This is a genomic window from Chromobacterium sp. CV08, assembly GCF_051129845.1.
GTDB lineage: Bacteria > Pseudomonadota > Gammaproteobacteria > Burkholderiales > Chromobacteriaceae > Chromobacterium.
Genome location: NZ_CP150453.1, coordinates 2,091,090 through 2,116,680, shown reverse-complemented (window position 1 = coordinate 2,116,680; position 25,591 = coordinate 2,091,090). Strand labels below are relative to the sequence as shown.

Here is a 25,591-nt window from a genome sequence, read left to right as displayed (position 1 = left end):
GCCCGGCCGCCGTTTTTTTTACGCTGGCATCCGGACCGCGCCGCTGGCACACTGGAGTCGGCCCCACCAACCGAGTCGACACCCGTGCAATCGCTAGAAATAGAAACGCCCCGCCTGCGGCTGCGTCCGCTGGACGGCGGCGACGCCGCCTTCATCCTGGAACTGCTGAACGAGCCGGCCTTCATCGCCAATATCGGCGACAAGTCGGTCCGCGATCTGGCCGGCGCCCTCAACTACATCGAAAAAGGTCCGCAGGCGAGCTATCTGCAGCACGGCCACGGCCTGCTGCGGGTGGCGCTGCGCGACGGCGACATCCCGGTCGGCATCTGCGGCCTGGTCAAGCGCGACAGCCTGCCGCACCCGGACATCGGCTACGCCTTCCTTGAACGCCACTGGGGCCGAGGCTACGCCTGCGAGGCCGGCGCCGCCTGCCTGGAACACGGCCGGGACCGGCTGGACCTGGCCTATGTGGTCGGCATCACCGCGCCCGACAATCAGGGCTCGATCCGGGTACTGGAAAAGCTGGGCCTGCGCTACGACCGCACGCTGGACCTGCCGGGCATAGACGGCCCCAGCCTCTACTTCGTCCCCGTCGGCGACGACCGATAAAAAAACCGGGCGCATGGCCCGGTTTTTTGATTCCGACACAGACAGCGGTCAGACGGCCAGATAGGACGACTGCTTCAGACCGCGGCAGAACTCGGCGAAGAACTGGCTGCGCTCATCGGCCGACAGGTCGCATTCGCGGGTCTTGGCCTCGTAGCGGTTGATCAGATCCTCCGGGGACAGGTGCACATAGCGCAGCATGTCCTCGATGGTGTCGTGCTCCTCGACGCCGGATATCTCCAGCTCGCCGCCCTCGCGGACATAGACGTTGACCGAGTCGGTGTCGCCGAACAGATTGTGCATGTCGCCGAGGATTTCCTGGTAGGCGCCCACCAGGAACACCGCGATCAGGTACTCGTCGCCCTGCTTCACCTCGTGCACCGACATGCTGGACTCGATGCTCTGCTGGTCGACGTACTGCTTCAGCTTGCCGTCGGAGTCGCAGGTCAGGTCCTGCAACACCGCGCGGCGGGTCGGCTGCTCGGCCAGACGGTGCGCCGGCATGATGGGCAGTACCTGGTCGATGGCCCAGGTGTCCGGCAGGCTCTGGAACACCGAGAAGTTGCAGAAGTACTTGTCGGCCAGGCGGTCGGTCAGCTCGTCGTAGACCTGGCGCTGCGAGCGCTGGCTGGCCTGCAGCTGATTGTGCAGCCGGCGGCACAGCGTCGCGTGCAGATCCTCGGCCAGCGCCTTTTCCTTCAGCGACAGCCGGCCTTCGGCGTACATCTCGCTGACTTCGGACACGCAGTGGCTGGCGCGGTAGTAGATTTCGGTGACCAGTTCCTCGTCGTTGAGGTTGGCCAGCTCCACCAGCTTGCGCAGCGGCAGCGACAGCGCCTCGACGTCGTCGACCCGGGCCACGGAATCCGGCAGCCGCTCGACGTCGGTGACGTTCATCAGCAGCACCGCGTGGTGCGCGGTCATCGCGCGGCCGGATTCGGACAGGATGCGCGGATGCGGGATGCCGTTCTCGGCGCAGAACTCGGACAGCATCGACACGATCACGTGGGCGTATTCGTCCATGTCGTAGTTGATCGAGCTGTCGTTGCGCGAGTGGGTGCCGTCGTAGTCGACGCCCAGGCCGCCGCCGACGTCGACATGGTCGACCGGCATGCCCAGCGCGCGCAGTTCGGCGAAGTAGCGGATCGCCTCGCGGAAGCCCAGCCGGTAGTCGGCGATATTGGCGATCTGCGAACCCATGTGGAAGTGCATCAGCCGCACGCAGTCGGCCAGGCCGGCGGCGGTCAGCTTGTCTACGGCCGAGATCAGCTGGCCGGCGGACAGGCCGAACTTGCCCTTCTCGCCGCCGGTGTCGGACCACTTGCTGGAGGCCAGCGACGACAGCCGCACGCGCAGGCCGATATTCGGGCGCACGCCCAGCTTGCCGGACTCCTCGATCACCAGCTCGACCTCGGACTCCTTCTCGATGACGATGAAGACCTGGTGGCCCAGGCGCTCGCCCATCAGCGCGAGGCGGATGAATTCGCGGTCCTTGTAACCGTTGCAGACGATGGTGCAGCCCTTGGGCGCCAGCGCCAGCACCGCCATCAGTTCCGGCTTGGAGCCGGCTTCCAGGCCGATGGACACGTCGGGCGTGGCGATGATGCTCTTGACCACCGCTTCTTGCTGATTGACCTTGATCGGATAGATGGCGGTGTAGCGGTTGCCGTAGCCCTGCTCGGCGATCGCCTTGTCGAAGGCGCCGCACAGACGGGCGACGCGGTCCTGCAGAATGTCCGGGAAACGGACCAGCAGCGGCAGGTCCAGGCCCTTGCCGCCCAGATCGTGCACCAGGCGGTACAGATCGATGTCCTTGCGTTGGCGCACATTCGGGCGCACGACGATATTGCCGTTGTCGCCGACGTCGAAATAACCAGCCCCCCAATGCCGGATGCCGTACAGGCTCCGGCTATCAGCCACAGACCAAGCCATGAGTTTTCCTCTCAGAACTTATGATGGATAACCCCGCTCCTTAGTGCACGGCTTTCGGGCTCTACAGCTTTTATGTGGGCCTGGGATGTCGGAGCGAAACAGAGTGAATTGTAGTTGTTGCACAGCGCAAACGAGCGCGGATTGTAACAACATCTCGCTGATTGACAAGTAAAAAAATGTTGCCGTTCCGTGGCGCTCAATGACGGCGGCGCCGCGCCGCGCCGACCGTCGTCCGCATCGCGAAAATTCCAGGCAGTCAAAACAATGGATTGCATGCCACACCGGCCGTCAGCAATGACAAGCGACAATCTTCCTACGCCGCGTCCGGTCAGCGAATTTTCGACATCGAAGCGCCGTTTTCACCATATACGCAACACCCGGCCGCCGCCGCGCGGCATGACTGCGGCCGCGGCCGGGTTTACAATCGGCCATCGCGCAACCCGACCGCACACGCCATGACGCCACACAGCCGCTTCCTGCAACACGCCCTCTCCGCCGACGCCGCCGCCAGCTGGCCGCTGCCCGGCGGCCTCGCCGCCCGCTGGCCGGCCTCCGGCTGCGTGCAGATAGATCCGCCCGGCGACGGCGCCGATTCGGTGCTGCTGTCCTGCGGCGTGCACGGCAACGAGACCGCGCCGATCGAGGTCGTCGACGCGATACTCGACGACATCGCCGCCGGCCGGCTGGCGCTGCGCTGCCGGCTGCTGGTGATCTTCGCCAATCCGGACGCCATCCGCGCCGGCGTGCGCTACCAGAACTACGATATGAACCGCCTGTTCAACGGCGCGCACGCCAAACAGCCGGAACTGCCGGAGGCCAGCCGCGCCGCCGAGCTGGAGGCGCTGGCCGCCGCCTTCTTCGCCGAGTCCGCCGGCCGCCGGCTGCACTACGATCTGCACACCGCCATCCGCGGCTCGGCCTTCGAGAAATTCGCCATCTATCCGTATCCGCACCAGCGCGCCCACAACCGCGAGCAACTGGCCTGGCTGCAGCAGTGCGGCATCGAGGCGGTGCTGCTGCACAGCCAGCCGGCCAACACCTTCAGCTACCACACCAGCCGCCACTGCGAAGCCGACGCCTTCACGCTGGAGCTGGGCAAGGCGCGGCCGTTCGGCCACAACGAGCTGTCCCGCTTCGCCGGCATAGACCGGGCGCTGCGCCGACTGCTGACCGAGCCGCGGACCGAGATCGCGCCGCTGCGCGAAGACGACCTGCCGCTGTTCCGCGCCAAATACGATCTGCTGAAGCACAGCGAGGCGTTCCGGCTCCATCTGGCCGACGACGTGCAGAACTTCACGCCGCTGGCCGACGGCATGCTGATCGCCGACGACGGCGACATCCGCTATGTCGCCAGCGGCGGCGAAGAGCGCATCCTGTTTCCGAACCCGACGGTGAAGCCGGGCCTGCGCGCCGGCATCATCGTCGAGCCGGTGCGGCTGGACTGAACGCCGCAAACGAAACGGGCCGCATCGCGGCCCGTTTTTCATTGATGCGCCGGCGCGCCCGCGCTCAGCTGGAGATGTAGTTGAACAGCGATAGCTGCGACACCTGGGCGTAGGTCTTCTGCGTGTACTGCAACGAGGTCTGCGTCATCGTGAAGTCCGAGATCGCCTTGGCCATGTCCAGGTTCTGCAAGTCGCCGATACTGGTGTTGTACTGCAGGTTGAGGCTGCTGCTCATGCTCTGCAGATTGGCGTTCTCCTGCTCGCGCGCGCCGACCGAGGCCTGGCTGACCGAAATCTGCTGGGTCGCCGAGGTGATCTGGTTGATCACGGTGTTCAGCTGGGCAGCGTAATTGGCCGGCTGCGGGTTCTGCCCCAGCAGATTGTATAGATTGACCAGCGAGTCGAAGGCGCCGGTCGCGCTGCCGCCGGGCGTGCCGAACACCGCATTGCCCGGATCGGAGATCGTCATCGTGCGCGAGGAGCTGATCTGGACGCTGCGCTGGCCGTTGTCGCCGTTGTAAGTCACCGCCGGCGAACCCGCCAGATTGACGGTGAACGGCGCCGTGGTCACCGCGTTGCCGCTGAACAGATAGTTGCCGTTGCCGTCGGTGGAGTTGGCGTAGCCGGCCAGCTCGTTGATGCCTTCCTGGACCGTCTTCTGGATCTGCTGCAACTGCACCGGGGACAGGCTGCCGTCGCCGGCCTGGATCGCCTGGCTTTTCATCGCGTTCATCAGGTTGACGGCGCTGCTGAGCGTGGAGTCAGACAGCGACAGCCAGGACGACACCGCCTGCGTGTTCTTCTGGTACTGGTCGTTCTGCCCGCTGGAAGTGTTCAACAGCTCGATGCGCGCGGCGGCCACCGGATCATCGGCGGGCGTGACCACCCGCTTCTGATTGTCGATCTGCATATTGACCTGCAGCAGCTGGGCCTGCAGATTCGACATATTGTTTACGCCGGACTGGTACAGAGTAGACGAACTGATGCGCATCGCCGCTCTCCTTCAAAATGACTATCCACGTCAGGACATGATGTTGAGAATGTTGGAAAAGGTCGACTGCGCGATCTGTATCACCTTGCTGCAGGCCTGATAGGACTGCTGGTACTTGATCAGGTTCGCCGCCTCCAGGTCCAGGTTCACGCCGGAAGCATTGGAGTTGGCGGTGGTCGCCTGCTGCAAGGAACTCGCCGCCGCCGTGTTCTGCAGACTGGAGGTATTGGTCTGGTTGCCGACCGACGCCACCGTAGTCGAATAATAGGTCTGGTACGACTGATTGTTGACCAGGGCGATATTCTGCTGGGCGGTCAGCTGGCGCAGATTGTTGCCGTCGCCCAGCGACTTCGTGCCGACCGGCGCCGGGCCGACGGTAAAGGTCTGGCTGGCGCCCGGCGCGCCGGACAGCTGGAAGCCGATGCCGACATCCACCGGCGGCGTCGCCGTGGTCTGCAGCTTGTAGCTGTTGGGCAGCGACGGGTCCACCACCACATTGTACGGCCCGCCGCCGTTGGTGCCGGCGATGGTCGCGGTCATCGTCACCGGCGTCGTCGCCGACGCGGTGATGGTCATGCCGGTCAGCCCGGTGGACGGGTGTTGCGCGACGGAGTCCAGGACCGGCGGGGTCTTGTTGATATCGGTCTGGAACGTGCCGGGCAGCGACGACCAGACGCCGCTCATCGTCACGCCGCTGCCGCCGGTGCCGCCGGTCGGCACCAGATTGGATGCCGTGGCGAGCTTGGTCGGATCGGACATCACGACGGCGAACTGGCCGGCGGCGTACTGCGGATTGCTGGCGTACGACGACAGATCCTGGAAGATCGGTCCGCCGGGCTGGCCGTTGTAGTCCATGCCCAGCTGGTTCTGGTAGTTCATCGCCGCCGAGAAATTGATCGCCAGCGTGCCCAGCTGGTTCTGCGTCTGCACCAGCGCGTTGTCGCGGAAATTCAGCAGCGCGCCCAACTGGCCGCTGCCGAGCAGCGTGTCGGGCAGGATGGTCAGCGTATTATTCGGATTGGTGAAGCCCACCTGCAGATTGGCCGGATTGTTCGGGTCGCTCTGGGTGGCCAGCTGATTGACCGTGTTGCCGGTCACCAGGGTCTGGCCGCTGCCGATATAGACCGTGTACGAGCCGTCGCTCTGCTTGCTGACCGAGGCGCCGACCAGCTGGTTCAGCTGCAGCACCGCCTGGTCGCGCTGATCGAGCAGGCCGTTCGGCTGCTGGGTGTTCGGATTGCCGCCGGTCAACGCGCCGATCTGCTGGTTCAGCGTGGCGATCTGGCTGGCCAGCGCGTTGATGCTCTTCACCGAGTTGGCGATCTGGCCGTTGGCGCCCTGCTGCAGCTGCACCAGCTGCGAGTTCATCGACGTGATCTTGCTGGCCAGCGCCTGGCCCATGCTCAGCACGTTCTGGCGGCTGGGCAGCGAGCCTGGCTGCTGCGTCAGCGTCTGCATCGCGCTGAAGAAATCCTGGATCGCCGGACTCGGACTCTGGGTGGAGCTGGCGATCATCGAGTTGATCTGGCTCAGCTGCTGGAACTGGGTGGTGTAATAGCTGCTGTTGGTCTGGGCGGTCTGCAGCTGACCCACCAGGAACTGGTTGTAGCTGCGCAGCACATTGGTCGCGTCGACCCCCTGGCCGAGGAAACCGAAACCGGCGTTCTGCGGCTGGCGGTCTGCCTGGGTGACGTACTGGGTGTTGTAGCCCGGCGTATTGGAGTTGGCGATGTTGTTGCTGGTCACCGACAACGCATTCTGGGCGACGTTCAGACCGCTCAGGCCGATACCGAATATGTCCGCTCCGACGACTGACATGATTTATCCCCTCTCCATTCCCTTATCGGCCGCTGGCGCCCGAACTTGATCAGGACCTGGCCACTTGCTGCGCCAGACTGGCTGCGACGTCCACCAGCTTGCGCGCGTAGCGCGGGTCGGTGGCGTAGCCGCCGTTCTGCAGGCCCTGGGCGAAGCCGTACATGTTCTGCCCCTGGTTCAGCACATTGCGGTAGCGCGACGAACCCTTGAGCACCTTGGCGTAATCGGAAAAGGCGTCGGCGTAGCTGTCGTAGGAACGGAAGGTCTCCATCCGCTTCTGCGCCACGCCGCCGCTGTACTCGGTGGTCATCACGGTGGCGGTCTTGCCCTGCCAGTCCGCGCCGGCCTTGATGCCGAACAGATTGTGGCTGTCCGAGCCGTCGGCGTTGCGTATCGTGCGCTTGCCCCAGCCGCTTTCCAGCGCCGCGTGCGCCACCACGCATTCCGGCGCCACGCCCAGCGCCTGGGCGGCGCCGCGCGCGTGCGGCATCAGCCCGTTGACGAAGGACTTGCCGCCGCCGGCCGTCGTGGCGGTGCCCGAAGCCTGCGCGGCCGCGCCGGAGGCCGCCGCCTGCGCTTCCTGGTAGGCCTGCAGCACGCGGTGGCCGCCTATCGGCTGCGCCGACAACGCCGGCCCGTGGCTCTGCAGCGGCGCGCGCAGCTGGCTGTCTTCCGGCGAAAAGCCGGACTGGCGCGCGATCTGGCGGTAGATCATGTCGCCCAGCCCGATGCCGCCGCGGGCGCACAGGCCCTGGACCAGCTGCTGGTCGGCCATGCTCTGGAAAGTGTCCATGCTGTTGGACTGTTCGGTCTCGTCGAAATGCGTCGCCCGCATGCCTTTCAGCATGGTGTTCATCAGCAGGGCCTCGAACTGCGAGGCCGCCTCGCGCGCGGCGGACTGCGGATCCTTGTTGGCCTTGGCCTTCAATTTCTGCATGCTGACGGGGTCGATCGCCAGCTGATGGCTCATCGCATCCTGCGGCACGACTCCCTGAAACTTTGCGATCATATCTTGCTCCTCGGCGCCGTTACAGCAATAAGCATGCCAAGAATCAGATAATCTGCAGGTCCGCCTTCAGCGAACCGGCCGATTTCATCGCCTGCAGGATCGAGATCAGATCCTGCGGCGTCGCGCCCAGCGCGTTCAGCGCGTTGACCACCTGGGCCAGGTTGGCGCCGCCCTTCAAACCCACCACCTTGCCGCTGGTGCTGTTGATGGTGATGTCGGCCTGGTTGGTGACCGTGGTCTTGCCACCGGACAGGGCATTGGGCTGGCTGACCTGCGGCGTGTTGTTGATCGTCACCGACAAATTGCCGTGCGACACCGCGCAGGCGCCCAGCGTGACCGCCTGGTTCATCACGATGGAGCCGGTGCGGGCGTTGATGATGACCAGCGGGGAAAGATCTGCCGGATCGACGGCAATATTTTCCATCCGCGACAGGAATTGCACGCGCTGGTTGCTGTCGAACGGCGCCCTCACCTCGATCAGGCGGCCGTCGACCGCGCGCGCGGTATCGGCGCCGAATACCCGGTTGATCGCCTGGACCGCGCGATTGGCGGTGGTGAAGTCGGCTTCCTGCAGCTCCAGGTGGATGAACTCGCCGTCGCCGAGCGCGGTCTGCACCTCGCGCTCGACGGTGGCGCCGGCCGGGATGCGACCGACGCTCAGCTGGTTGATCTGGGTCGAGCTGCCGCCGGCCGAGGCGCCGGCACCGCCGACCACCACATTGCCCTGCGCCATCGCGTAGATCTGGCCGTCGGCGCCCTTCAGCGGCGACAGCAGCAGCGTGCCGCCGCGCAGGCTCTTGGCGTCGCCGAACGAGGAGGCGGTCACGTCCAGCATCTGGCCGCGCTTCGCGAACGGCGGCAGCGTGGCGGTCAGCGTCACCGCCGCCACGTTCTTCGGATCGATCTTCGTTCCCGGCGGCACCTGCACGCCGAGCTGGTTCAGCATATTGATCATCGCCTGGCCGGTGAACGGCGACGAGGTGACCTTGTCGCCACTGCCGTCCAGACCGACCACCAGGCCATAACCTATCAACTGGTTGGGACGGACGCCGCCGATATTGGCGATGTCCTTCAAACGCTGCGCCGACCACGCCGGCCATGCCGCGGCCAGCAACAGGCTGGCCAGCACAATCCATTTTTTCATCAAGCCGCTCCCGCCGCCGCCATCAGATCGGCAGCAGCGACATAAAGAATTTCGACAGCCAGCCCGGCTCGTTGTACAGACGGTTGTTGCCCTTGGTCTGCTGCTCGACCCGCGCGTCGGCCAGTTTCAGCGAAGACACGGTGCGGTCCGGCGCCACGTCGCGCGGATTGACCACGCCGGACAGCCGTATCGACTCGGTATCGCTGTTGATGCGCACCATCTTCTCGCCGCTGACCACCAGATTACCATTGGCCAGCACGTCGATCACGGTGACGGTGATCGAGCTGATGAAGCTGGTCGCCACCTGGTTGTTGCCCTTGCCGGTGTTGTTGGCCGAACCCGAGCTGTTGAAATTGGTGCCGCCGAGACCGCCGGCCAGCCCGCTGGGCAGGAAGGGAATCTTGACGCCGGCGGTGATGTTGGACGTCAGCGCCGAGGTGCGGGTGTCGGTGGTCTGCTCGGACTGCGAGGTCGAGGAGTTTTCCTGGATGGTGATCTGCAGCGTATCGCCGACCTGCACCGGCATCGCGTCCTGGAACATCGGCCGGTAGCTGGCCGCCTGGAAGATCGAGCCGTTGGCCGGCAGGCCCACCGGCCTGGGCTGCGGCCGCGCCGTGGTCGGCCCCTGCACCAGCTGCGGCTCCTGCACCGCGCAGCCGGCCAATAGTGCCGCCGCCATCGCCATCATCGCCAATCGGATCTTCATTGCCATGCTCCCGTCAAAACAGCCGCGCGGGCGTTGCCCGCGCCGCCTTACATATTGCTCAGCTTCTGCAGCATCTGGTCCGCGGTGGTCACCGCGCGCGAGTTCATCTCGAACGCGCGCTGGGCGGTGATCATATTGACCAGCTCCTCGGTGACGTTGACGTTGGACGTTTCCAGGAAGCCGGACTGGATGGAGCCGCGACTGTCGGTCTGCGCGTTGCCGTCCTGCGGGTCGCCGGAGGCGGCGGTCTGCAGATACAGATTGTTGCCCAGGCTCTGCAGGCCCTGGGGATTGATGAAGGTGGTCAGCAGAATCGTGCCGGCGGTCTGCGGCGCGGTGGCGCCGGCCAGCGTGTACTGCACCACCCCGGCGGCGGAAACGGTGATCTGCTGCGCGGTGGCCGGGATATTGATGTTCGGGTTCAGCGGCAGGCCGTCGGCATTGACGACGTCGCCGTTGGCGTTGCGCTGGAATTCGCCGTTGCGGGTGTAGGCGGTGGTGCCGTCCGGTTGCAGCACGCGGAAGAAGCCCTCGCCGTTGACTTCCAGATCCAGCGGCTGGCCGGTCTGCTGCGGCACGCCCTGGGCGAAGATACGCGTCGTCGCCACCGCGGCGGAACCGGTGCCCAGCTGCAGGCCGGTGGGGTTGGCGTTGCCGTTGGCCAGCTGGCCGCCCGGCTGGCGAAGCGTCTGGTAGTACAGATCCTCGAAGACGCCGCGGCCCCGCTTGAAGCCTATGGTGTTGACGTTGGCCAAGTTGTTGGACACCACATCCAGTTGGAACTGGCTGGAGTCCATGCCGGTCTTGGCGATATACAGTGCGCGCATCATGGCGGTTCTACCTTGTCTGTTCTTTCAGCGATGCCGTCAGTTCATCGACAGCAACTGCGCAGCCTGCTGGTCGTTCTGCTGCGAGGTCTGCATCATCTTGATATTCATTTCATACTGGCGGCCGTGCGAGATCATCTGCACCAGCGCGTCCACCGAGTTGACGTTGGACGACTCCAGCGTCTCGGGCACCAGCTTGACATCGGCGCTGGCCGGCAGCGTGCCGCCGCCGTTGACGTGGAACAGCCTGTCCTCGCCCTTGTAGACGTCCTTGGGGCCGGGATTGACCATCTTGATCTGCCCGACCAGCTGCGGCGCGCGATCGTTGCCGTTCTGCGGCACCGCCATCACCGAACCGTCGTTGCCCAGCTGCACCGAGGAGCCGGCCGGCACCGTGATCGGACCGCCGTCGCCGAGGATCACCAGGCCGGTGCGGGTGCGCATCATGCCGTTGGCGTCCAGCACATAGCCGCCGTCGCGGGTATAGGCCTCCTGGCCGTCCGCGCCCTGCACGGCGAAGAAACCCGGCGAACCGAGCGCGAAGTCGGCCGGGTTGCCGGTGTGTTGCAGGCTGCCCTGGCTGGCGTCGAAGCCTATGGTGTTGTCCACCACATAGGTCCGCGTCGGCGCGCCGTCGCCGACCACCGGCAAGGCGCGGAACGCGGCCAGGTCCGCCTTGAAGCCGTTGGTGTTGACGTTGGCCAGATTGTTGGCCGTGGTGGCCTGCTGCCACATTTCATGCTTGGCGCCGGTCATCGCCAGAAACAGCACTCGATCCATGCTTCAGTCTCTATTTCGCCGATCAGATGTTGAGCAGGGTCTGGATCAACGTGTCCTGGGTCTTCACGGTCTGCGCATTGGCCTGGTAGTAGCGCTGCGCGGTGATCATGTTCACCAGTTCGTTGGTCAGGTTGACGTTGGAATCCTCCACCTGGCCCGACGACAGCGTGCCGGTATTGCCGGCGCCCGGCGGGTTGACGGTGGGACCGCCGGAGTTGCCGGTCTGCATCCACAGATTGCCGCCTATGTCCTGCAGGCCTTGCGGATTGACGAAGTTGGCCAGCGCCACCTGACCGATGGTCTTGGTCTGGCTGTTGGAGAAGCTGGCCTGGATCAGGCCGTTGCTCGAGATGTTGATGCCCTGCAGCGTGCCCGGCGCCGAACCGTCCTGCGTCGTGGTCAGCGTGGCCGAGGTCTGGGCGATCTGCGTCGAGTTGGCGAAGTTGACGTTGACCGTCTGCGGCACCGCCGCGCCGTTCAGCGTGGTCGGCGTGAAGGTGATCGCCACCGGCGCGGTCGGGCTGGTCAGCACGCCGCTGGTATTGAAGACCATATTGAAGGTGTTCGGATTCGGCGCCGATACCGCGTTGCCGTCGACATAGGCGCTGACCGTCCAGGTGTTGCCGGCGGGGGTGGCCGTGCCTATCGAATAGTAAAGCGTCATCTGGTGCGAGTTGCCGAGGCTGTCGTACACCGTCTGGTTATTGGTCCAGGTGTAGGAGTTCGGATCGGCCGGATTGTTGATCGGCGTGTTGACCGGCGGCTTCTTGGTGGAGTCCAGCTGCACCGCCAGATTCATCTTGCTGGTGGCCACCGGCGGCACCGAGGTGTTGGTCAGCTGCAGATTGCCGACCGGCCCCTGCGAGATATTGCCGGACGAGTTGGCCGTCCAGCCTTGCAGGTAGTTGCCGGTGGTGCTGACGATATAGCCCTGGTTGTTGACCTGGAACTGGCCGTTGCGGCTGTAGGCCTGGGTGCCGTTCGGCAGGCCCATCATGAAGAAGCCGCTGTTGTTGATCGCCAGGTCGAGACTGCGCCCGGTGGTCTCCAGGTTGCCGCCGCCCATGTTCTGCGTCACGCCCTGCACCTGCACGCCTATGCCCGGCGTGGTCGCGGTGATGCCGTACAGGCTGTTGCCGTAGATGTCGGCGAACTCGGTACGCGAGCTCTTGAAGCCGACGGTGTTGGCGTTGGCGATGTTGTTGCCTATGGTGTCCAGCTGCGTGGACGCGGCGTTCAGACCGCTCAAACCCTGTTGAAAACCCATTTGCTGCTCCTTGACTCAAGCTAGATTCACGACAGGGCGAATCAGGACATCTGCGCTACGCTGGACAACGGCACCGAACCGTTCGGCAAGACCAGCATCGGCACGCCGCTGGCCCAGCTCACCGCCTTCACCTGCTGCGTGTTGTAGGCGGTGGCGGTGGTGCTGCCGCCGGCGCTGGCCTGGATCACCTTGACCTGGAAAGTGTAGTTGCCGGACGGCAGCGCATTGCCCTTGCCGTCGGTACCGTCCCAGTTGAAGGTGTTCAGGCCGGCGCCGGGATTCGGCAGGCTGACGGAATCCACCACATTGTTGTTCTTGTCCAGCACGCTGATCTGCACCGAGGCGGCGGGACCGTTCAACACCACGCCGCCCTGGGTGGTCTGGCCAGAAGCCGGGGACGGCAGCGAATTACCGGCCACCATCACGTTCTTGCCTATCATCGACGACGCCATCAGCGACTGGGTGGAGTTCTGCGCGGTCACCAGCTGCTGCATCGTCTGATTCAGCGTCTGCAGGCCGGACACCTGGCTGATCTGCGCCATCTGGCTGGTCATCTGGCTGTTGTCCATAGGATTCAGCGGATCCTGCGCGTTCAGCTGCGCGGTCAGCAACCTCAGGAAGTTGTTCTGCAGCGTCTGGGCGCTGGCGGCCGACGCGGTATTGCCGGAGGACGAGCCGTTGACGGCCTGGATGCCGGACGCGCCGGGCACCGGCTGATTGTTCAGATTGCTGTAGTTGAAGCTGTTGCCGGTAGCAGATGCCATGACCGTCATCCTCCACTAGTTGGTTTACTGGCCGAGCTGCAGCGTTTTTTGCAGCAGGCTCTTGGCGGTGTTCATCATTTCAACGTTGTTCTGATAGGCGCGGGAGGCGGCGATCATGTCGGCCATCTCCTCCACCACGTTGACATTGGGCATGGTCACATAGCCACGCTCGTCGGCCAGCGGATTGCCCGGCTCGTATTTCAAGCGCGGCGGCGTCTGGTCCTCCACCACCGCGGTGACGCGCACGCCGGCCACCTGCGGCTGCGAGTTGTCCACCGGCGTCGCGGTGAACACCACGTGACGGCCCTTGTACGGCTGGCCGGTGGAGCTGGTGGCGCTTTCGGCGTTGGCGATATTGCTGGCCACCACGTTGAGCCGCATCGACTGCGCCGACAGCGCCGAGCCGGAAATATTGAACAGATTCGACAGAGACACTTAATTAGCTCCCGGAACCTTGAATCGCGGAACTCAGACTGCTGATGCGCTTGCCCAGGAAGGTCAGCGTGGTCTGGTATTGCAAGGCGTTGTCGGCGAAGGCGCCGCGCTCCACATCCATGTCCACCGTGTTGCCGTCCAGACTGGGCTGCACCGCGCTGCGGTACTGCAAGGGCGCCGTAGCGGACGCGCCGCCGGCGTCGTTGCCCATGTGGCGCGGGTCCGTCACCGTCATCGCCAGACGGCCCTGCTTGTCCTGCTGCGCCTGCAAGGCTGCCTTGAAATCAAAATCCACCGCCTTGTAATAAGGCGTTTCAGCGTTGGCGATATTGCTGCCGATCACCTCGGCCCGATAGGCCTGAAGATTCAGCGCGCGCTGCTGGAAATCGAAATAGTGGGCAATCTTGTCTAACATGGGCATCTCCTTGGCGGACAACATAAGCACAAATCGTGCCAGCCTGAAAAACCTCCGCAAACCGTTGTTTTTCAAGCAAGGAGGAAAACGACTGGACGACAAAAACCGACACCGCCGCGCACGGGCGGCAAAACTTGCCGCCTGCCGCGAAACAGGCGCCCAGTGCCGCTCACGCGCTTTTTCTCGCCTTGCCGGCCATTTCGTGAAAAAACGTCAATAATGCAATCAAGCCAAGAAGACGGGAGTGGAACGATGCTGGCCCTGGACCAATTACTGATTTCACTGGCCGAGCCATCGCCGGTGCAGGCGCAGATCATCACCAAGGCACTGCAGGACCTGGGCGCGGCCCAGATAGAAGTCCATCCCGGCGGCGGGGAGCTGATAGAACAGGCGCGCGAGCGCCGCCCGAATCTGGTCATCAGCGCCTATCACCTGCCCGACATGACCGGCAGCGATCTGGTGCAGGCGCTGCGCGACAGCGAGGACCTGTACGACCTGCCCTTCATCCTGATCTCCAGCGAGACCAATCCGGAACGGCTGGAAACCATCCGCCAGGCGGGCAGCCTGGCCATTCTGCCGAAGCCGTTCGACGCCCCGCTGCTGGAAAAGGCGCTGCAATCGGCGATGAGCCTGATCAACGGCGCCAGCCTGGGCGCGGAAGTCGATGCCGACATGGCGCTGATGAGCGTGCTCATCGTCGACGACAGCAGCACCTCTCGCCACCACATCCGCCAGGTGCTGGAACGGCTGGGCTTCGAACACTTCTGCGAGGCGGCCAGCGGCGAGGCGGCCCTGCCCTATCTGGAGCAGGAACCGTTCAAACTGATCATCACCGACTACCACATGCCGGGCATGGACGGACTGGACCTGGCGCGCCACATCCGCGCCAGCGGCCTACAGCCGGACGCGCCGGTGCTGATGATCACCAGCGACAGCGAGCACGCCAGCCAGGACGAGCTGGACGACGCCGGCGTCGCCGCCTGCTGCCGCAAGCCTTTCGACGTCGACCAGATACGCGACCTGATCCGGCAGCTGCTCAACGAATACTGAGAGCCCGTTCAAGGTCTTTTTGTGGCAGCGGCCGTGTTCCACCGGAGGCCGGGCACGGAAAGCGGCCCGTCGCCCCGTGACTCAGCGCGGCGCCACCCACACCAGGCGGGAATGTCCGCCGCTGCCGGCCGCCTGCCGGCGCCAATAACCCTGCCCCTCATAGCCCGCCCCCGCGACCAGCTCGTCCACCCGGCAGAAGGTGATCTCGCCGAAACCGCTCTTCAGCAACTGGCTGCGCGCCTTCTGCCGCGTCTTGGCGCAGCTCGGGTGCGAGGCGGCCGCCACCCACTCGGCCGGCGCCGACGCCTCCCACTCCTTGCTCAGCCGCAGCTTGGGCTGGGTCATCATCGCCAGGCCGTTGAGCACCGAAGCCAGCAAGCCTTGCCAACCGTCGCCGACCGCCGCCAGCTGCGGCGCCAGCTCGCCCGGATACTCGACCCGCGCCAGCTCCACCTGATCGGCCGCCTGCAGCCAGTTGACGCCGTCGGGCGCGAAGCCCATCCGCACCAGCGTCAGCAGCAGCGCACGCCGCTCCGGCTGATGAACGACGAAGGCGCCGCCCTCGCCCGGCACATGCAGGAAAAAGGCGTCGGCCGGCAGCGTCAGCGCATCCGGCAGATTGGCCGGCTGCCGGGTATGCGCCAGCGCCTGCGCCAGCGCGTCGTCCAGATGGGAGACCACCCGTCCGCGGCAGACGAAATGCCCCCAGGCCTCGGCCAGCGCCAACTCGCAGACTATCGTCGACTGCGGAATCTCGAACACCTGCGCCGCCCGCTCCAGCTCGCGCTTGATCGCGTCCTTCATCTGCGCCCTGGCCTCGGCGGGCTGAGCCGCCTGGACGTAAAGCTGGCCGATCCGCTTGGCCCACGGTCGGGTGGCGGCGTAGCGCTGCACGGCGTACTGCATTCCTGTGATCCCTTAGAAAACGAAAAAGGGCCGCATTGTAGCAGCCCCGGGCCCGGACGGCTCAATCGCCGGACCGGCCTCCGCGCGCCAGCGGCCGCTGGGCGGCATTGCGCCGCTCCTCAATGATCCCGGCGTACAGCCACTGGCGGAAATGGTTCAGCGCCATCGGCTTGCCGAAGTAAAAACCCTGCAGCAGCTCGAAGCCCTTGGCGTTCAGATAGTTCTGCTGCCCCTGGGTCTCCACTCCCTTGACGATCACCCGCACGCCGATCCGCTCGGACGCCTGAGACAAGCCGTCCAGCACGTTGCCTCGCAGCGTTTCCCGCCCCAAGGCCGACACGAAGCCCTTCTCCACCTTAAGGTAGTCGAAGCCCCAACGCTGCAGATAGGCCTGGTCCGCGTGGCCCGCGCCGAAATCGTCCAGCGCCAGCCTGACCCCGCGCGCGCGCAGCCGGCGGACCCTGTCCAGCGTGTCCGGCGCGTCCCGCAGCGGCGTCCGCTCGGTCAACTCCAGCACCAGCACCGCCTGCTTCCCGTCCAGCACCTCCAGCAACTCGCCGCAATCACCCTCCAGCTCGGGCCGCTCCAGATGCTCGCCGGCGATATTGATGCCGACGATGAAGCCGGGCGGCAACACCAGTTGCCTGAGCTCGTCGGCCGCGCGCCGCAACAGATAGCGCGTCAACGGCATGATCAGACCGGCATCGATCGCCGCCGGAATGAACAGATCGGCCCGGACATTGCCCTGGACCGGATGGCGCCAGCGCGCCAGCACCTCGACGCCGACGCACTCGCCGCCGCCGGCGGTGACGATGGGCTGATAATGGGCGAAGAACTCCTGCAGACGGATGCCCTCAAGTATCTCCCACTCGCTGGCATTGCGGACGCCGGCGCCTCGCAGCAGCCAGCCCGCCAGCATCGCGCCGAGCAGCAAGGCAAGCGACAACGCCTCGGCGCTCGGCAAGACCTCGCGCCAGCCCGGCCGCCACCACGTCCCGCCGCCGGACAGCCACCAGCCCTGCAGCAGCAGCAAGGACGCGGCCGGCACGCCGGTCGCGGCCATCATCGCGGCGTACACCGCGGCGGGCCTGCGCCGCAACGCGTGCAGCGACAAGCGCCGCGTCAGTTTTCTCGTCATCGAACGCCCGCTTCACCCATTGCCCCGCCGCGCGGCCCGACCGGCGCGGCTCGTCATGCTCCAGTGTAGCGGCCGGCGACAGCCGGCGCAGCCCGCCCCGGCCAGGCCGGCGTTATTTTGCGAATAGCCATCAGTCAAGCTACAAACAATCAAATACTTATGCGGCCAGATTGTAGAAAACTGTTGTCACGGGCCGGAAATTAACGTATAGTCCGGCCTCTTGTATTTTCACCGGGCAAATCCAAACCACGCCTCGCCCGAGTGAGTTCTTCATCGTCCCTGACCATTTTCAGGCTTCGTCCATGCAATGTCGTCGTTTTGATTCGACTGGACCGCTGTTCGCCGCTTGCCAGGTTAGTGCCGATGAGTTACGGCCACAGGCGCCGTATAACCGCCACGAAACCTGGCTTTAAGAGTGACGCCGGCCACAGCCGGCCTGAAAGGACATCATGACGTTCTCCGATCTGGGCATCGCCCCGACCATCCTGCGCGCGCTGGAAGCCGCCGGCTACCAAAACCCGACCTCGGTTCAAGCCGAAGCCGTTCCGGCCGCCATCGCCGGCCGCGACCTGCTGGTTTCCGCCCAGACCGGCAGCGGCAAGACCGCCGCCTTCCTGCTGCCTGCGCTGACCAAGCTGTCCGAGCGCTCCACCATGCGCGGCAACGGTCCTCGCGTGCTGGTGCTGTGCCCGACCCGAGAGCTGGCTCAGCAAGTCGAGAAGAACGCGCTGGAATACGGCAAGGACCTGCGCTGGATGAAGACCGCCTGCCTGGTCGGCGGCTCCTCCTTCGGCTACCAGATCCGCGCGCTGTCGCGCCCGATCGACCTGATCGTGGCCACTCCGGGCCGTCTGATGGACCATATGCGTTCGGGCCGCATCGACTTCTCCCGCCTGGAAATGCTGGTGCTGGACGAAGCCGACCGCATGCTGGACATGGGCTTCATCGACGACATCGAAGCCATCGTCAAGGCCACGCCGGAAACCCGTCAGACCGTGCTGTTCTCCGCGACGCTGGACGGCATCGTCGGCCGCATGGCTGAAAAGATGACCCGCGATCCTCAGCGTATCGAGATCGCCCGCACCGAAAGCTCCGGCGGCACCATCGAAGAGCACCTGCTGTACGCCGACGACCTGAACCACAAGCATCGTCTGCTGGACCACATCCTGAAGGAGTCCGGCTTCGACCAGTGCGTGATCTTCTCCGCGACCAAGGCTTACTCGGAGGAACTGGCAGACAAGCTGTCCGACCAGGGCTACTCCGCCGCCTGCCTGCACGGCGACATGCCGCAAAGCTGGCGTAACCGTACGCTGAACGATCTGCGTCGCGGTCGCATCAAGGTGCTGGTGGCCACCGACGTCGCCGCCCGCGGCATCGACGTGCCGACCATCACCCACGTGGTCAACTTCGACCTGCCGAAGCAGGCCGAAGACTACGTTCACCGCATCGGTCGTACCGGCCGCGCCGGCCGCGACGGCACCGCCATCACGCTGGCCGAAGCCAAGGAATTCCACAAGGTCCGCCGCATCGAGCAGTACCTGAAGCGCCAGATCACCGAAGGCGTGATCGAAGGCATGGAACCGACCCGTCGTCCGCCCAAGGGCCCGCGCCGCAACGGCGGCAACAGCCGCGGTGGCTACGGTGACCGTCGCCATGGCAGCGGCAACGGCCGCGGCGGCTACGGCAACAACCGTCGCGAAGGCGGTTATCAAGGCCAGCGCCGCGAAGGCGGCTACCAGGGCAATCGCGGTCCGCGCAACAACGCGCAATAAGCGGCTTGCTCCAAACTACGAAAACGGCGGGACATCCCGCCGTTTTTTCATGCCCGCAGAACCAGACCGCGACAGTTCGGCGCTCGCCGCCAGCCAGCCCCCCATCCGGAAGCCCACGCATCCCTCCAATGCCGCAAACGAGCGATGCCGGCGGACGGCGACGTGTCCGCCGCACCCAATACCCCGCCAGAACGACCATATCCCGGCATTACGCTCTTCGAGTGGCTGACAAAAATCAGTCTCACGGCTGAGCCAAGGCGCGCCGACACAGGCAGCACTTGAGTACGACAAGTCGGCGCAACGCCGCATCAGCAATTTTGCCAGCCACTGTTAAGAGCCGCTAACAAAACCGCGCAGCGTACCTGAGCCAAGGCGCGCCGACGCAGGCAGTACAAGTAGTACGACAAGGAGGCGCAACGCAGGATCAGGGGTTTTGTTAGCGGGTCTAAAGCGCCAATCCAAAGCCTCCAAAGCCCCGTTCCCAGCAGGCGGTGACACCAAAGCACGACCGCACTCCCGCGGGAGCGCGGCGAAACGCGCGCCGTCGTTATGCATAAGAAATATCCGAACTTATTCAGAATGCCGCTTGGATTTTGGTGGTGGAGCTAGCATCAATTTGTATTAAGAGCCGCTAACAAAACCGCGCAGCGTACCTGAGCCAAGGCGCGCCGACGCAGGCAGTACAAGTAGTACGACAAGGAGGCGCAACGCAGGATCAGGGGTTTTGTTAGCGAGTCTAAGAGCGGCTAACAAAAATCAGTTTCACGGCTGACGCAGGCAGTACAGAGAGTACGACAAGGAGGTTCAACGCAGAGTCAGGGGTTTTGTTAGCGGGTCTAAATCGAAATCCGATTACAGTACAGGAGAATATCGTGCCCAATATTCAGGCCCCATGGCCCGTTGAAAACTCGTCAGCGGAAACGCTAAAAATTCTTGATGCTTCGCCATCGCCCTCCTCTTCAGCCAATGAAGAAGAAAATGATGAATCGCTATATCAGGCAAAAAATCTGCGCTATCTCGAAGCACAGAGCAGTTTTGCCTTGAAGCCGGAAGTCAGCGAGACGCTGGACATTGCTTACGATGCCGACAAGGACTGGAACGTCATCTTCGCTCGGGAAAGCGACCTTTTCCCAATTTCCGAAAAAGAGTTGGATCTCGATATCGAGACAGGCAAATACGCCAAATCGACCATTCCCAAAGATGCGCCAGATCAAACCATGCTGGCTCTCAAATACCTGAAACAGGTTTGGGCAGATCCCAGCACAAAAATCGCCACCTCTTTCAATCAGATACTCATGAAAACCATGCCCATTCTGCAATGGAGCAAGGCGAACAATCTGATCATAAGCTACATCAACAACACGCTCGGTGTGGATCAGAAAACGGAAAACAAAACCACACAGACACTACAAAGCCTGGCCTCGTTTGCCATCGTAGCCAGCTATATCAATCGCTTCCCCAATGCACTCCTGCACGACGCCGGCCCGACATACCATGTCTACGACGCCGGCGACAGCGAGCTTGATCAGAAAATCAAACCCCCGCTTCAAGTGGTGGCGCAAATCAAGATCACCTCGCCGAAGGTCGGAGAGCTTCCACTTGGCGCCAACGATAATGGCGGCTACAAAGTTCAATTTGTCATGAGCGGGCACGACCCAATAGATTTACTCTACAAAGATGGCGTATTCACCAACAGTAACGGAAAAATCAAGCTTAAGCCGGCATGGCTGAAGCGCAAGATCATTTATCAAGGTTTGAATACATTGACACATAACGATGCGAATCCGGAAAGCATCATTACCATATTCATTGGAGAATATCTAAATCGTGGCGCGCTAGGCATTCCAGATGAAATAAAAACTGAGGAGAACAGCAAAAAACCAGACCCAAAGTCTCCGCCTCCATCTACTAAAGAAAAAGCGGCTACACCTGACGATGCACAATGGAAAACCAAGCTTGGATTTTCCTTTTTAGGCATATTGGTAACCGCTGCCAGCGTAATGGGCTGGTGTCTGATGCGAAGATATGCATGCGGTAAAAAACTCAGCCGGCAGTTCCCAAGACTGGGAAGGACTTTCTTCAATAATGACTATGCTCAATCCATTCCACTGGATGATGATCTGGATTCTGAAATCAATACTGCAGAAATTGAAACTGATAACTTGATAGTCACAGAAACAGCAAGAGAGCCAACGCTTGGAAAAACCGTGGACATCATAAAAAAATTAAACGGGTTCGACTTTATAAAAAAAATCATCAAACCAACGCGAGAGCTGCTAGCAGCATACAATGTCGCTCAATCCCCCTCCACGTTCGAAGCTCATATCGATACCATCAAAAACTATATAGGCTCCGAGGCGGCCAGTGCCTTCAAAGTACAATTTATTTTGTACAGCACCGGACAAAAAATCGAATCCTCGATAAAAAAGGCCAACACGCTTATCTTGAAGGCCAATCAGCAAGTGATCAACTTGAAACAAATGCTGACTGGTGAAAACCTCAGTACAAATCTGACAGACATCATTACACAATACCATGACGATATAGCTAAGATTGCCAATACAAGCGCAGAAGGTTTGAAAATAAAAAACGAGTTAGTAAAAACAGTAGACAGTTTCATTATAAGCACACAAGCAACAAGCGATTTCTTGAGCAATAACAAAGTCAAACTCTCTACACTTTTTGATCGAATTAACCAATACACCCAGAACCATCAGTCGCAGCTAGATGCATTCAACCATGATTTTGACAATTTGAATAAACAGGTGCTCAGTGCCAGCTTGCCAACCCCGAATTACAACGACTACAAAACCCTGACACTCAACATCTCCGAAGAGATTGCCGAATTAAAAAATAGAATTGAAGACATAAAAAACCATCTCCAGGACATGGCGGAAAGAGAGACCAAGGGCTGAAAATTTCTACACGCTCCTAGCCGTACTGTATTCAATTTAACAGGATGATACGTGATGAAAACCGCCCCAGATTTTGCAACCGCAAGCAAGCAAGTTCAAAATGATTTTAATAAAATAATTGACCATATCGCTGAAACCGCCAAAAAAAAGGGGGTGACCACCACGACCATTGATTCATCGACAAGCCGGATAAAAACCTCATTTTCAGAAAAACTGAGTCTACTGCCTAAAAATAATTACTTCACTGGGAAGCTCAAGGGAATTGGTCATACTTTCTCAACTTTACTAAGCTTTGGTGGTGTAGCGGGAAGCCAGGTAGTCAACTCGAAAGGCGAATTTGACAGCATAGGCTTGCTAAAAAATATGGGGGAAACCTTAACCATTGCCATTGCATCGGAAATTCCCTTTGTCGGCCCAGTCACCGGCGGCGTCCTGTCAATATTATTTCAAGTATTAAATACCAATGAACAGAAAGATCAGCTGGAGGAAATCACAAAACTGATCGACGCAAAAATATCAAAAAATGATCTGGAATTGGTCATATCGAAACGAAACGATCTAGCCGATAAATATAGTTCCTTTATTAGTAAGGGTTTGAGCTTAGAGAATGCATTGACTGATGAGCCGGACATATCAAAACATACATTACTCATTCAAGAATACATTTCACTCTTCACCGAGCTTGGAACATATGACTTCAGTTTTTGCATAGTCGGTGATAACTGTGGCTGGATGGCACTGGCCATTTATGCTGATATGTGCCACTACCGGCTCAGTGCTTATCACTCACTATTGACTACGAAAGTATTGGTAGAAAATCATGCCGAATTTATCAAAGCCAATGAGGAAGATGCCGATAAATTCATCAAATCCACACATCAAAAACTATTGGAAAGAGTAAAAAGACTTATCAAAAAGGATGGAAATAATTGGGATCGCTACCACCAAGCCATTCAAACACTCGTCAGCAATGGAATTAATTCATGGATAATTATCGCAAGATCCTATCTATCATCAGTAAAAGGCATCAATACCGGAGCTAGAATAACAACAGAAGTCTTTTCCAAATCCCTGAAAACTTACAAAGATGGAAATTATTTAAATAGCCAGGATGTTGGCTACTGGGAACGCCCATCTCCTCCGATCAGCCTTACCAGCTACACCCTGCTGGATCATATTCTTCAGTTCAGCATCCTCCATAAAGATGCATTCGGCTCTTCCTATGTTTCAGAATATAAAAAAGCAGATCAACTTAAAACACCCGTCACTTGCTATGCATTACAAGCAACCAGTGCGCATCACCCCTTTTCCAAGCCGGTAGAAAAAACATTCTATTTGGATCCCAAACTGAACGATTCATATCGCAAGACTTATACATTTCCAAGCAATGGGGTTACCTGTGCAAGCGCAATCAACTTCACAACCGGCATTGGTGCGATCGACTTCGGCTTTGAACCCGTCAAAGAGGGGAAGAGTGAAAGTGAGGATGAGTTCGATAAAAGAAAAACCAGCTATAGAGCTGGAATGTACCGCCACTACAAGACTTTCTATCTAGAAGGGAAACTCACAGCAGAATCCGACAACTGGGCCGATAGAAACAGCATCTGCCTGCATGGAAGCATAGAAAATGGATTAAGCAGTTTCTTTTTCTCAGGTTTATTCGACTTGACGCCCAATACTGGGGAAGTCTACTCCGATGCAGCCGATGGTCTGAAAAATGGCGATAGTTTGAGAATTGGCGGGCTGGTCATGCGAGACCAATCATCCTATGCCTATCAAGTTGTTAATAGTATCGATGCCACTTTCACACTGGATGCTTTTTGCGGCTTGGTTGCCGAAGCTTTGCAAACCAGCGCTGAACATATTCCCCACCACAGCGATCCCCTGCTTGGACTAAAAATTGTCTCTATCGATAAACACGTTGACCTTACCTTCAAGCAACAGTCGTCCAAACGCACGCTTTGGACTGCCAAGCTGATTGCCAATCCCATTGACCAGGCATCGACAGCCACCGGGTATTTTGCCATTTGTGACGGCGGCAATACGCTATCCATAGCCAGCCAACCTCTTATTACCGGCCTATTATCAGCCAGCGCACCGCTTGACAAGAAAAATGACTTTAGCTTCAAAGGGCTGTATGGTGATGAAAAAATGGCTGATTTCTACATTTATGATTTTAATCAACCATTCGGTTTTTTGCCATTCGATGGCGACTCAAACATAGTTCTTTCCGTCTGCTACCTTCCCAGCTACGGCAATGCCGAAGCGCCATTTTTATTTGGCAATCTGACGCTGACGCCAATCGAAAATGCAGCATCCAAGATCTACATCCGCTCCGTTTATTCCAATTCGAAAAAAAAAGCCACCAAGGGGAAGATAGCTGTATTTACTCCCAAGTTGAGTTTCATTATCGAGGATGTACTGAAAGGAGAAAAAGCCAACGTTCTCCCTATCTCCAGCAACCCCTTTGATTTGTTTTTGCCTGCCAATAATAACGTACCCCATACCGGTGCCGTAGATGCGATCTGCTCGGCTTTCAGAACTGGGAAAAATGGTAAAGAAGAAAATGATCTTTTCATATTCAGCAATGGCGCATATTTCAACTCCCTGCTAGCTGACAGCGCTGACTTCCCCAACGCCAAATGCATACCCATCTCAGAAAATCAGCCAGCGAATAACTGGTATGCCTGGATCAATAAACCGTTAAGTCAATTTACCGCACTGGGATTTAATTATATCGACGCGTGCTGCGATATCGCCAGCAGCACCTTACTGATATCCGGCTTGGACTGTTGTGTAATAGATCTGCAGGAAGGTATTTTTATTCAAAAAAAGCAGCCTACTTTATCGCTATTTCCAGAGCTGAAAGCTCAGGGCTTCAACAAGACAATTGATGCAGTTGCCAATCTGGGTGTCTATCAGTTTGGTTTGGATAAAATGGTAGACACGCTAGTTGAAAACAATTCGATTGATGGAGCTAAATCCTATGACGGATTTGAATTTCTCCTCTTCTTCTCAGATAAAAGTCTCACCATGTTATTACATGACGCCACAAGATTTTCCAGTGGCATTGTGATCTGGCCTAATCAAGAAATTACAGAAAAATTTCCACAGATTCAAAAAATGATCCCTGAAACCAAGCACAACGGAGCTGTAAATGCGTTTAAGGCTGGAGAAATAATATGAATCGATTTTCCGCTCAGATGAATCAAATCAACTGGCAACGAAATGGTGTGGATTCAAGAGCAAGAATGTTTATATACACTATTTGCCGATCAGGGTATTCAGCCCCGCCCGCGCCGCGTATACAAGCAGCCGCATCTGGGATTTTGTTAGCCGCTCTAAATACCAGGTCGTCGCCACCTGCGATGCCTGCGCCCCGCCCGGCCGATACCGGTCAGGCGGGGCAAGGCCTCGAGGATTGTAGACGAGAAGAAGGCACTTTTCAGAAGACAAGCGACCGTGTCGCGGTTTGCCGAAGCAAAGACCCAGGGCTCCGGCAAGAAACGAGGTGCCATGGCCAACTGAGACATTTATCAATTCAACTTGCATGAAGCAGTAGATCGCTATCAGTTTTTCATTGGCACCAGAACCGGTAATGGTTGCGAATTTCTCGATTCCTCACAGAAAAATACATCAAGTCACCATTACAAAGCGCCGCCCTCAGGATA

21 protein-coding genes are annotated in these 25,591 nt (G+C 60.1%); 7 read left to right on the top strand and 14 right to left on the bottom strand.

Annotated elements, in window-relative coordinates:
• Window positions 1-84: 84 nt before the first annotated feature.
• The gene (locus WNM05_RS10230; protein ID WP_434634715.1) at window positions 85-609 is read left to right on the top strand and encodes a GNAT family N-acetyltransferase; all 525 of its coding nucleotides are present in this window, start codon (window positions 85-87) and stop codon (window positions 607-609) included.
• Between the two features lie 48 nt (window positions 610-657).
• Here the strand turns inward: WNM05_RS10230 and speA are convergent, their stop codons facing one another.
• Window positions 658-2,538 (bottom strand): arginine decarboxylase, encoded by a 1,881-nt coding sequence (speA, locus tag WNM05_RS10225; RefSeq protein WP_434634712.1) that lies wholly within the window; start codon window positions 2,536-2,538, stop codon window positions 658-660.
• A 455-nt stretch (window positions 2,539-2,993) separates the two neighbouring features.
• Here speA and astE point away from each other — a divergent pair, with 455 nt between their 5' ends.
• Window positions 2,994-3,983: a succinylglutamate desuccinylase gene (astE, locus tag WNM05_RS10220; RefSeq protein ID WP_434634710.1), complete on the top strand. Its 990-nt coding sequence runs from the start codon at window positions 2,994-2,996 to the stop codon at window positions 3,981-3,983.
• A 64-nt stretch (window positions 3,984-4,047) separates the two neighbouring features.
• Here the strand turns inward: astE and flgL are convergent, their stop codons facing one another.
• Genes flgL through flgB form a run of 11 tightly spaced genes read right to left on the bottom strand, consistent with a single transcriptional unit; the run spans window position 4,048 to window position 14,139 of the window.
• On the bottom strand, window positions 4,048-4,974 hold the full coding sequence (flgL, locus tag WNM05_RS10215; protein WP_434634708.1) for a flagellar hook-associated protein FlgL: 927 nt from the start codon (window positions 4,972-4,974) through the stop codon (window positions 4,048-4,050).
• 30 nt (window positions 4,975-5,004) lie between these two features.
• On the bottom strand, window positions 5,005-6,792 hold the full coding sequence (gene flgK / locus WNM05_RS10210; protein WP_434634706.1) for a flagellar hook-associated protein FlgK: 1,788 nt from the start codon (window positions 6,790-6,792) through the stop codon (window positions 5,005-5,007).
• A 49-nt stretch (window positions 6,793-6,841) separates the two neighbouring features.
• A complete protein-coding gene (gene flgJ, locus WNM05_RS10205) occupies window positions 6,842-7,801 on the bottom strand; it encodes a flagellar assembly peptidoglycan hydrolase FlgJ (protein ID WP_434634704.1) in 960 nt (319 codons plus the stop codon).
• A 43-nt stretch (window positions 7,802-7,844) separates the two neighbouring features.
• A complete protein-coding gene (locus WNM05_RS10200) occupies window positions 7,845-8,945 on the bottom strand; it encodes a flagellar basal body P-ring protein FlgI (protein ID WP_434634702.1) in 1,101 nt (366 codons plus the stop codon).
• A gap of 22 nt (window positions 8,946-8,967) precedes the next feature.
• Window positions 8,968-9,651, bottom strand: coding sequence for a flagellar basal body L-ring protein FlgH (locus WNM05_RS10195; RefSeq protein ID WP_434634699.1), 684 nt, complete (start codon window positions 9,649-9,651; stop codon window positions 8,968-8,970).
• A 47-nt stretch (window positions 9,652-9,698) separates the two neighbouring features.
• Window positions 9,699-10,481, bottom strand: coding sequence for a flagellar basal-body rod protein FlgG (gene flgG, locus WNM05_RS10190; RefSeq protein ID WP_434634698.1), 783 nt, complete (start codon window positions 10,479-10,481; stop codon window positions 9,699-9,701).
• 36 nt (window positions 10,482-10,517) lie between these two features.
• Window positions 10,518-11,258, bottom strand: coding sequence for a flagellar basal body rod protein FlgF (locus tag WNM05_RS10185; protein ID WP_434634695.1), 741 nt, complete (start codon window positions 11,256-11,258; stop codon window positions 10,518-10,520).
• 22 nt (window positions 11,259-11,280) lie between these two features.
• Complete coding sequence (gene flgE, locus WNM05_RS10180; protein WP_434634694.1) at window positions 11,281-12,525, bottom strand: flagellar hook protein FlgE; 1,245 nt, start codon at window positions 12,523-12,525, stop codon at window positions 11,281-11,283.
• A 41-nt stretch (window positions 12,526-12,566) separates the two neighbouring features.
• Window positions 12,567-13,289, bottom strand: coding sequence for a flagellar hook assembly protein FlgD (locus WNM05_RS10175; protein WP_434634691.1), 723 nt, complete (start codon window positions 13,287-13,289; stop codon window positions 12,567-12,569).
• Window positions 13,290-13,313: 24 nt separating this feature from the next.
• Window positions 13,314-13,724 carry a flagellar basal body rod protein FlgC gene (gene flgC / locus WNM05_RS10170; protein WP_101707740.1) on the bottom strand — a complete coding sequence of 137 codons (411 nt, stop codon included), beginning with the start codon at window positions 13,722-13,724 and terminating at the stop codon, window positions 13,314-13,316.
• Window positions 13,725-13,728: 4 nt separating this feature from the next.
• Window positions 13,729-14,139 (bottom strand): flagellar basal body rod protein FlgB, encoded by a 411-nt coding sequence (gene flgB, locus WNM05_RS10165; RefSeq protein WP_434634687.1) that lies wholly within the window; start codon window positions 14,137-14,139, stop codon window positions 13,729-13,731.
• Here flgB and WNM05_RS10160 point away from each other — a divergent pair.
• Window positions 14,138-14,359 (top strand): hypothetical protein, encoded by a 222-nt coding sequence (locus WNM05_RS10160; RefSeq protein ID WP_434634684.1) that lies wholly within the window; start codon window positions 14,138-14,140, stop codon window positions 14,357-14,359. The genes flgB and WNM05_RS10160 overlap by 2 nt on opposite strands.
• Before the next feature lie 32 nt (window positions 14,360-14,391).
• The gene (locus tag WNM05_RS10155) at window positions 14,392-15,189 is read left to right on the top strand and encodes a response regulator (protein ID WP_434634682.1); all 798 of its coding nucleotides are present in this window, start codon (window positions 14,392-14,394) and stop codon (window positions 15,187-15,189) included.
• A gap of 81 nt (window positions 15,190-15,270) precedes the next feature.
• On the opposite strand, the gene WNM05_RS10150 is transcribed toward WNM05_RS10155, so the two are convergent.
• Window positions 15,271-16,095, bottom strand: a complete 825-nt coding sequence (locus WNM05_RS10150) for a hypothetical protein (protein ID WP_434634680.1) — start codon at window positions 16,093-16,095, stop codon at window positions 15,271-15,273.
• Window positions 16,096-16,156: 61 nt separating this feature from the next.
• Window positions 16,157-17,233, bottom strand: coding sequence for an EAL domain-containing protein (locus WNM05_RS10145; protein WP_434634678.1), 1,077 nt, complete (start codon window positions 17,231-17,233; stop codon window positions 16,157-16,159).
• 449 nt (window positions 17,234-17,682) lie between these two features.
• Between WNM05_RS10145 and WNM05_RS10140 the strand changes: the two genes are divergently transcribed.
• The 3 genes from WNM05_RS10140 to WNM05_RS10130 all read left to right on the top strand — a co-directional run bounded on the left by WNM05_RS10140 (window position 17,683) and on the right by WNM05_RS10130 (window position 25,106).
• On the top strand, window positions 17,683-19,005 hold the full coding sequence (locus WNM05_RS10140) for a DEAD/DEAH box helicase (protein WP_434634675.1): 1,323 nt from the start codon (window positions 17,683-17,685) through the stop codon (window positions 19,003-19,005).
• Between the two features lie 872 nt (window positions 19,006-19,877).
• The gene (locus WNM05_RS10135) at window positions 19,878-21,920 is read left to right on the top strand and encodes a hypothetical protein (protein WP_434634673.1); all 2,043 of its coding nucleotides are present in this window, start codon (window positions 19,878-19,880) and stop codon (window positions 21,918-21,920) included.
• A gap of 54 nt (window positions 21,921-21,974) precedes the next feature.
• Window positions 21,975-25,106, top strand: a complete 3,132-nt coding sequence (locus WNM05_RS10130; RefSeq protein ID WP_434634672.1) for a hypothetical protein — start codon at window positions 21,975-21,977, stop codon at window positions 25,104-25,106.
• Window positions 25,107-25,591 lie beyond the last annotated feature (485 nt).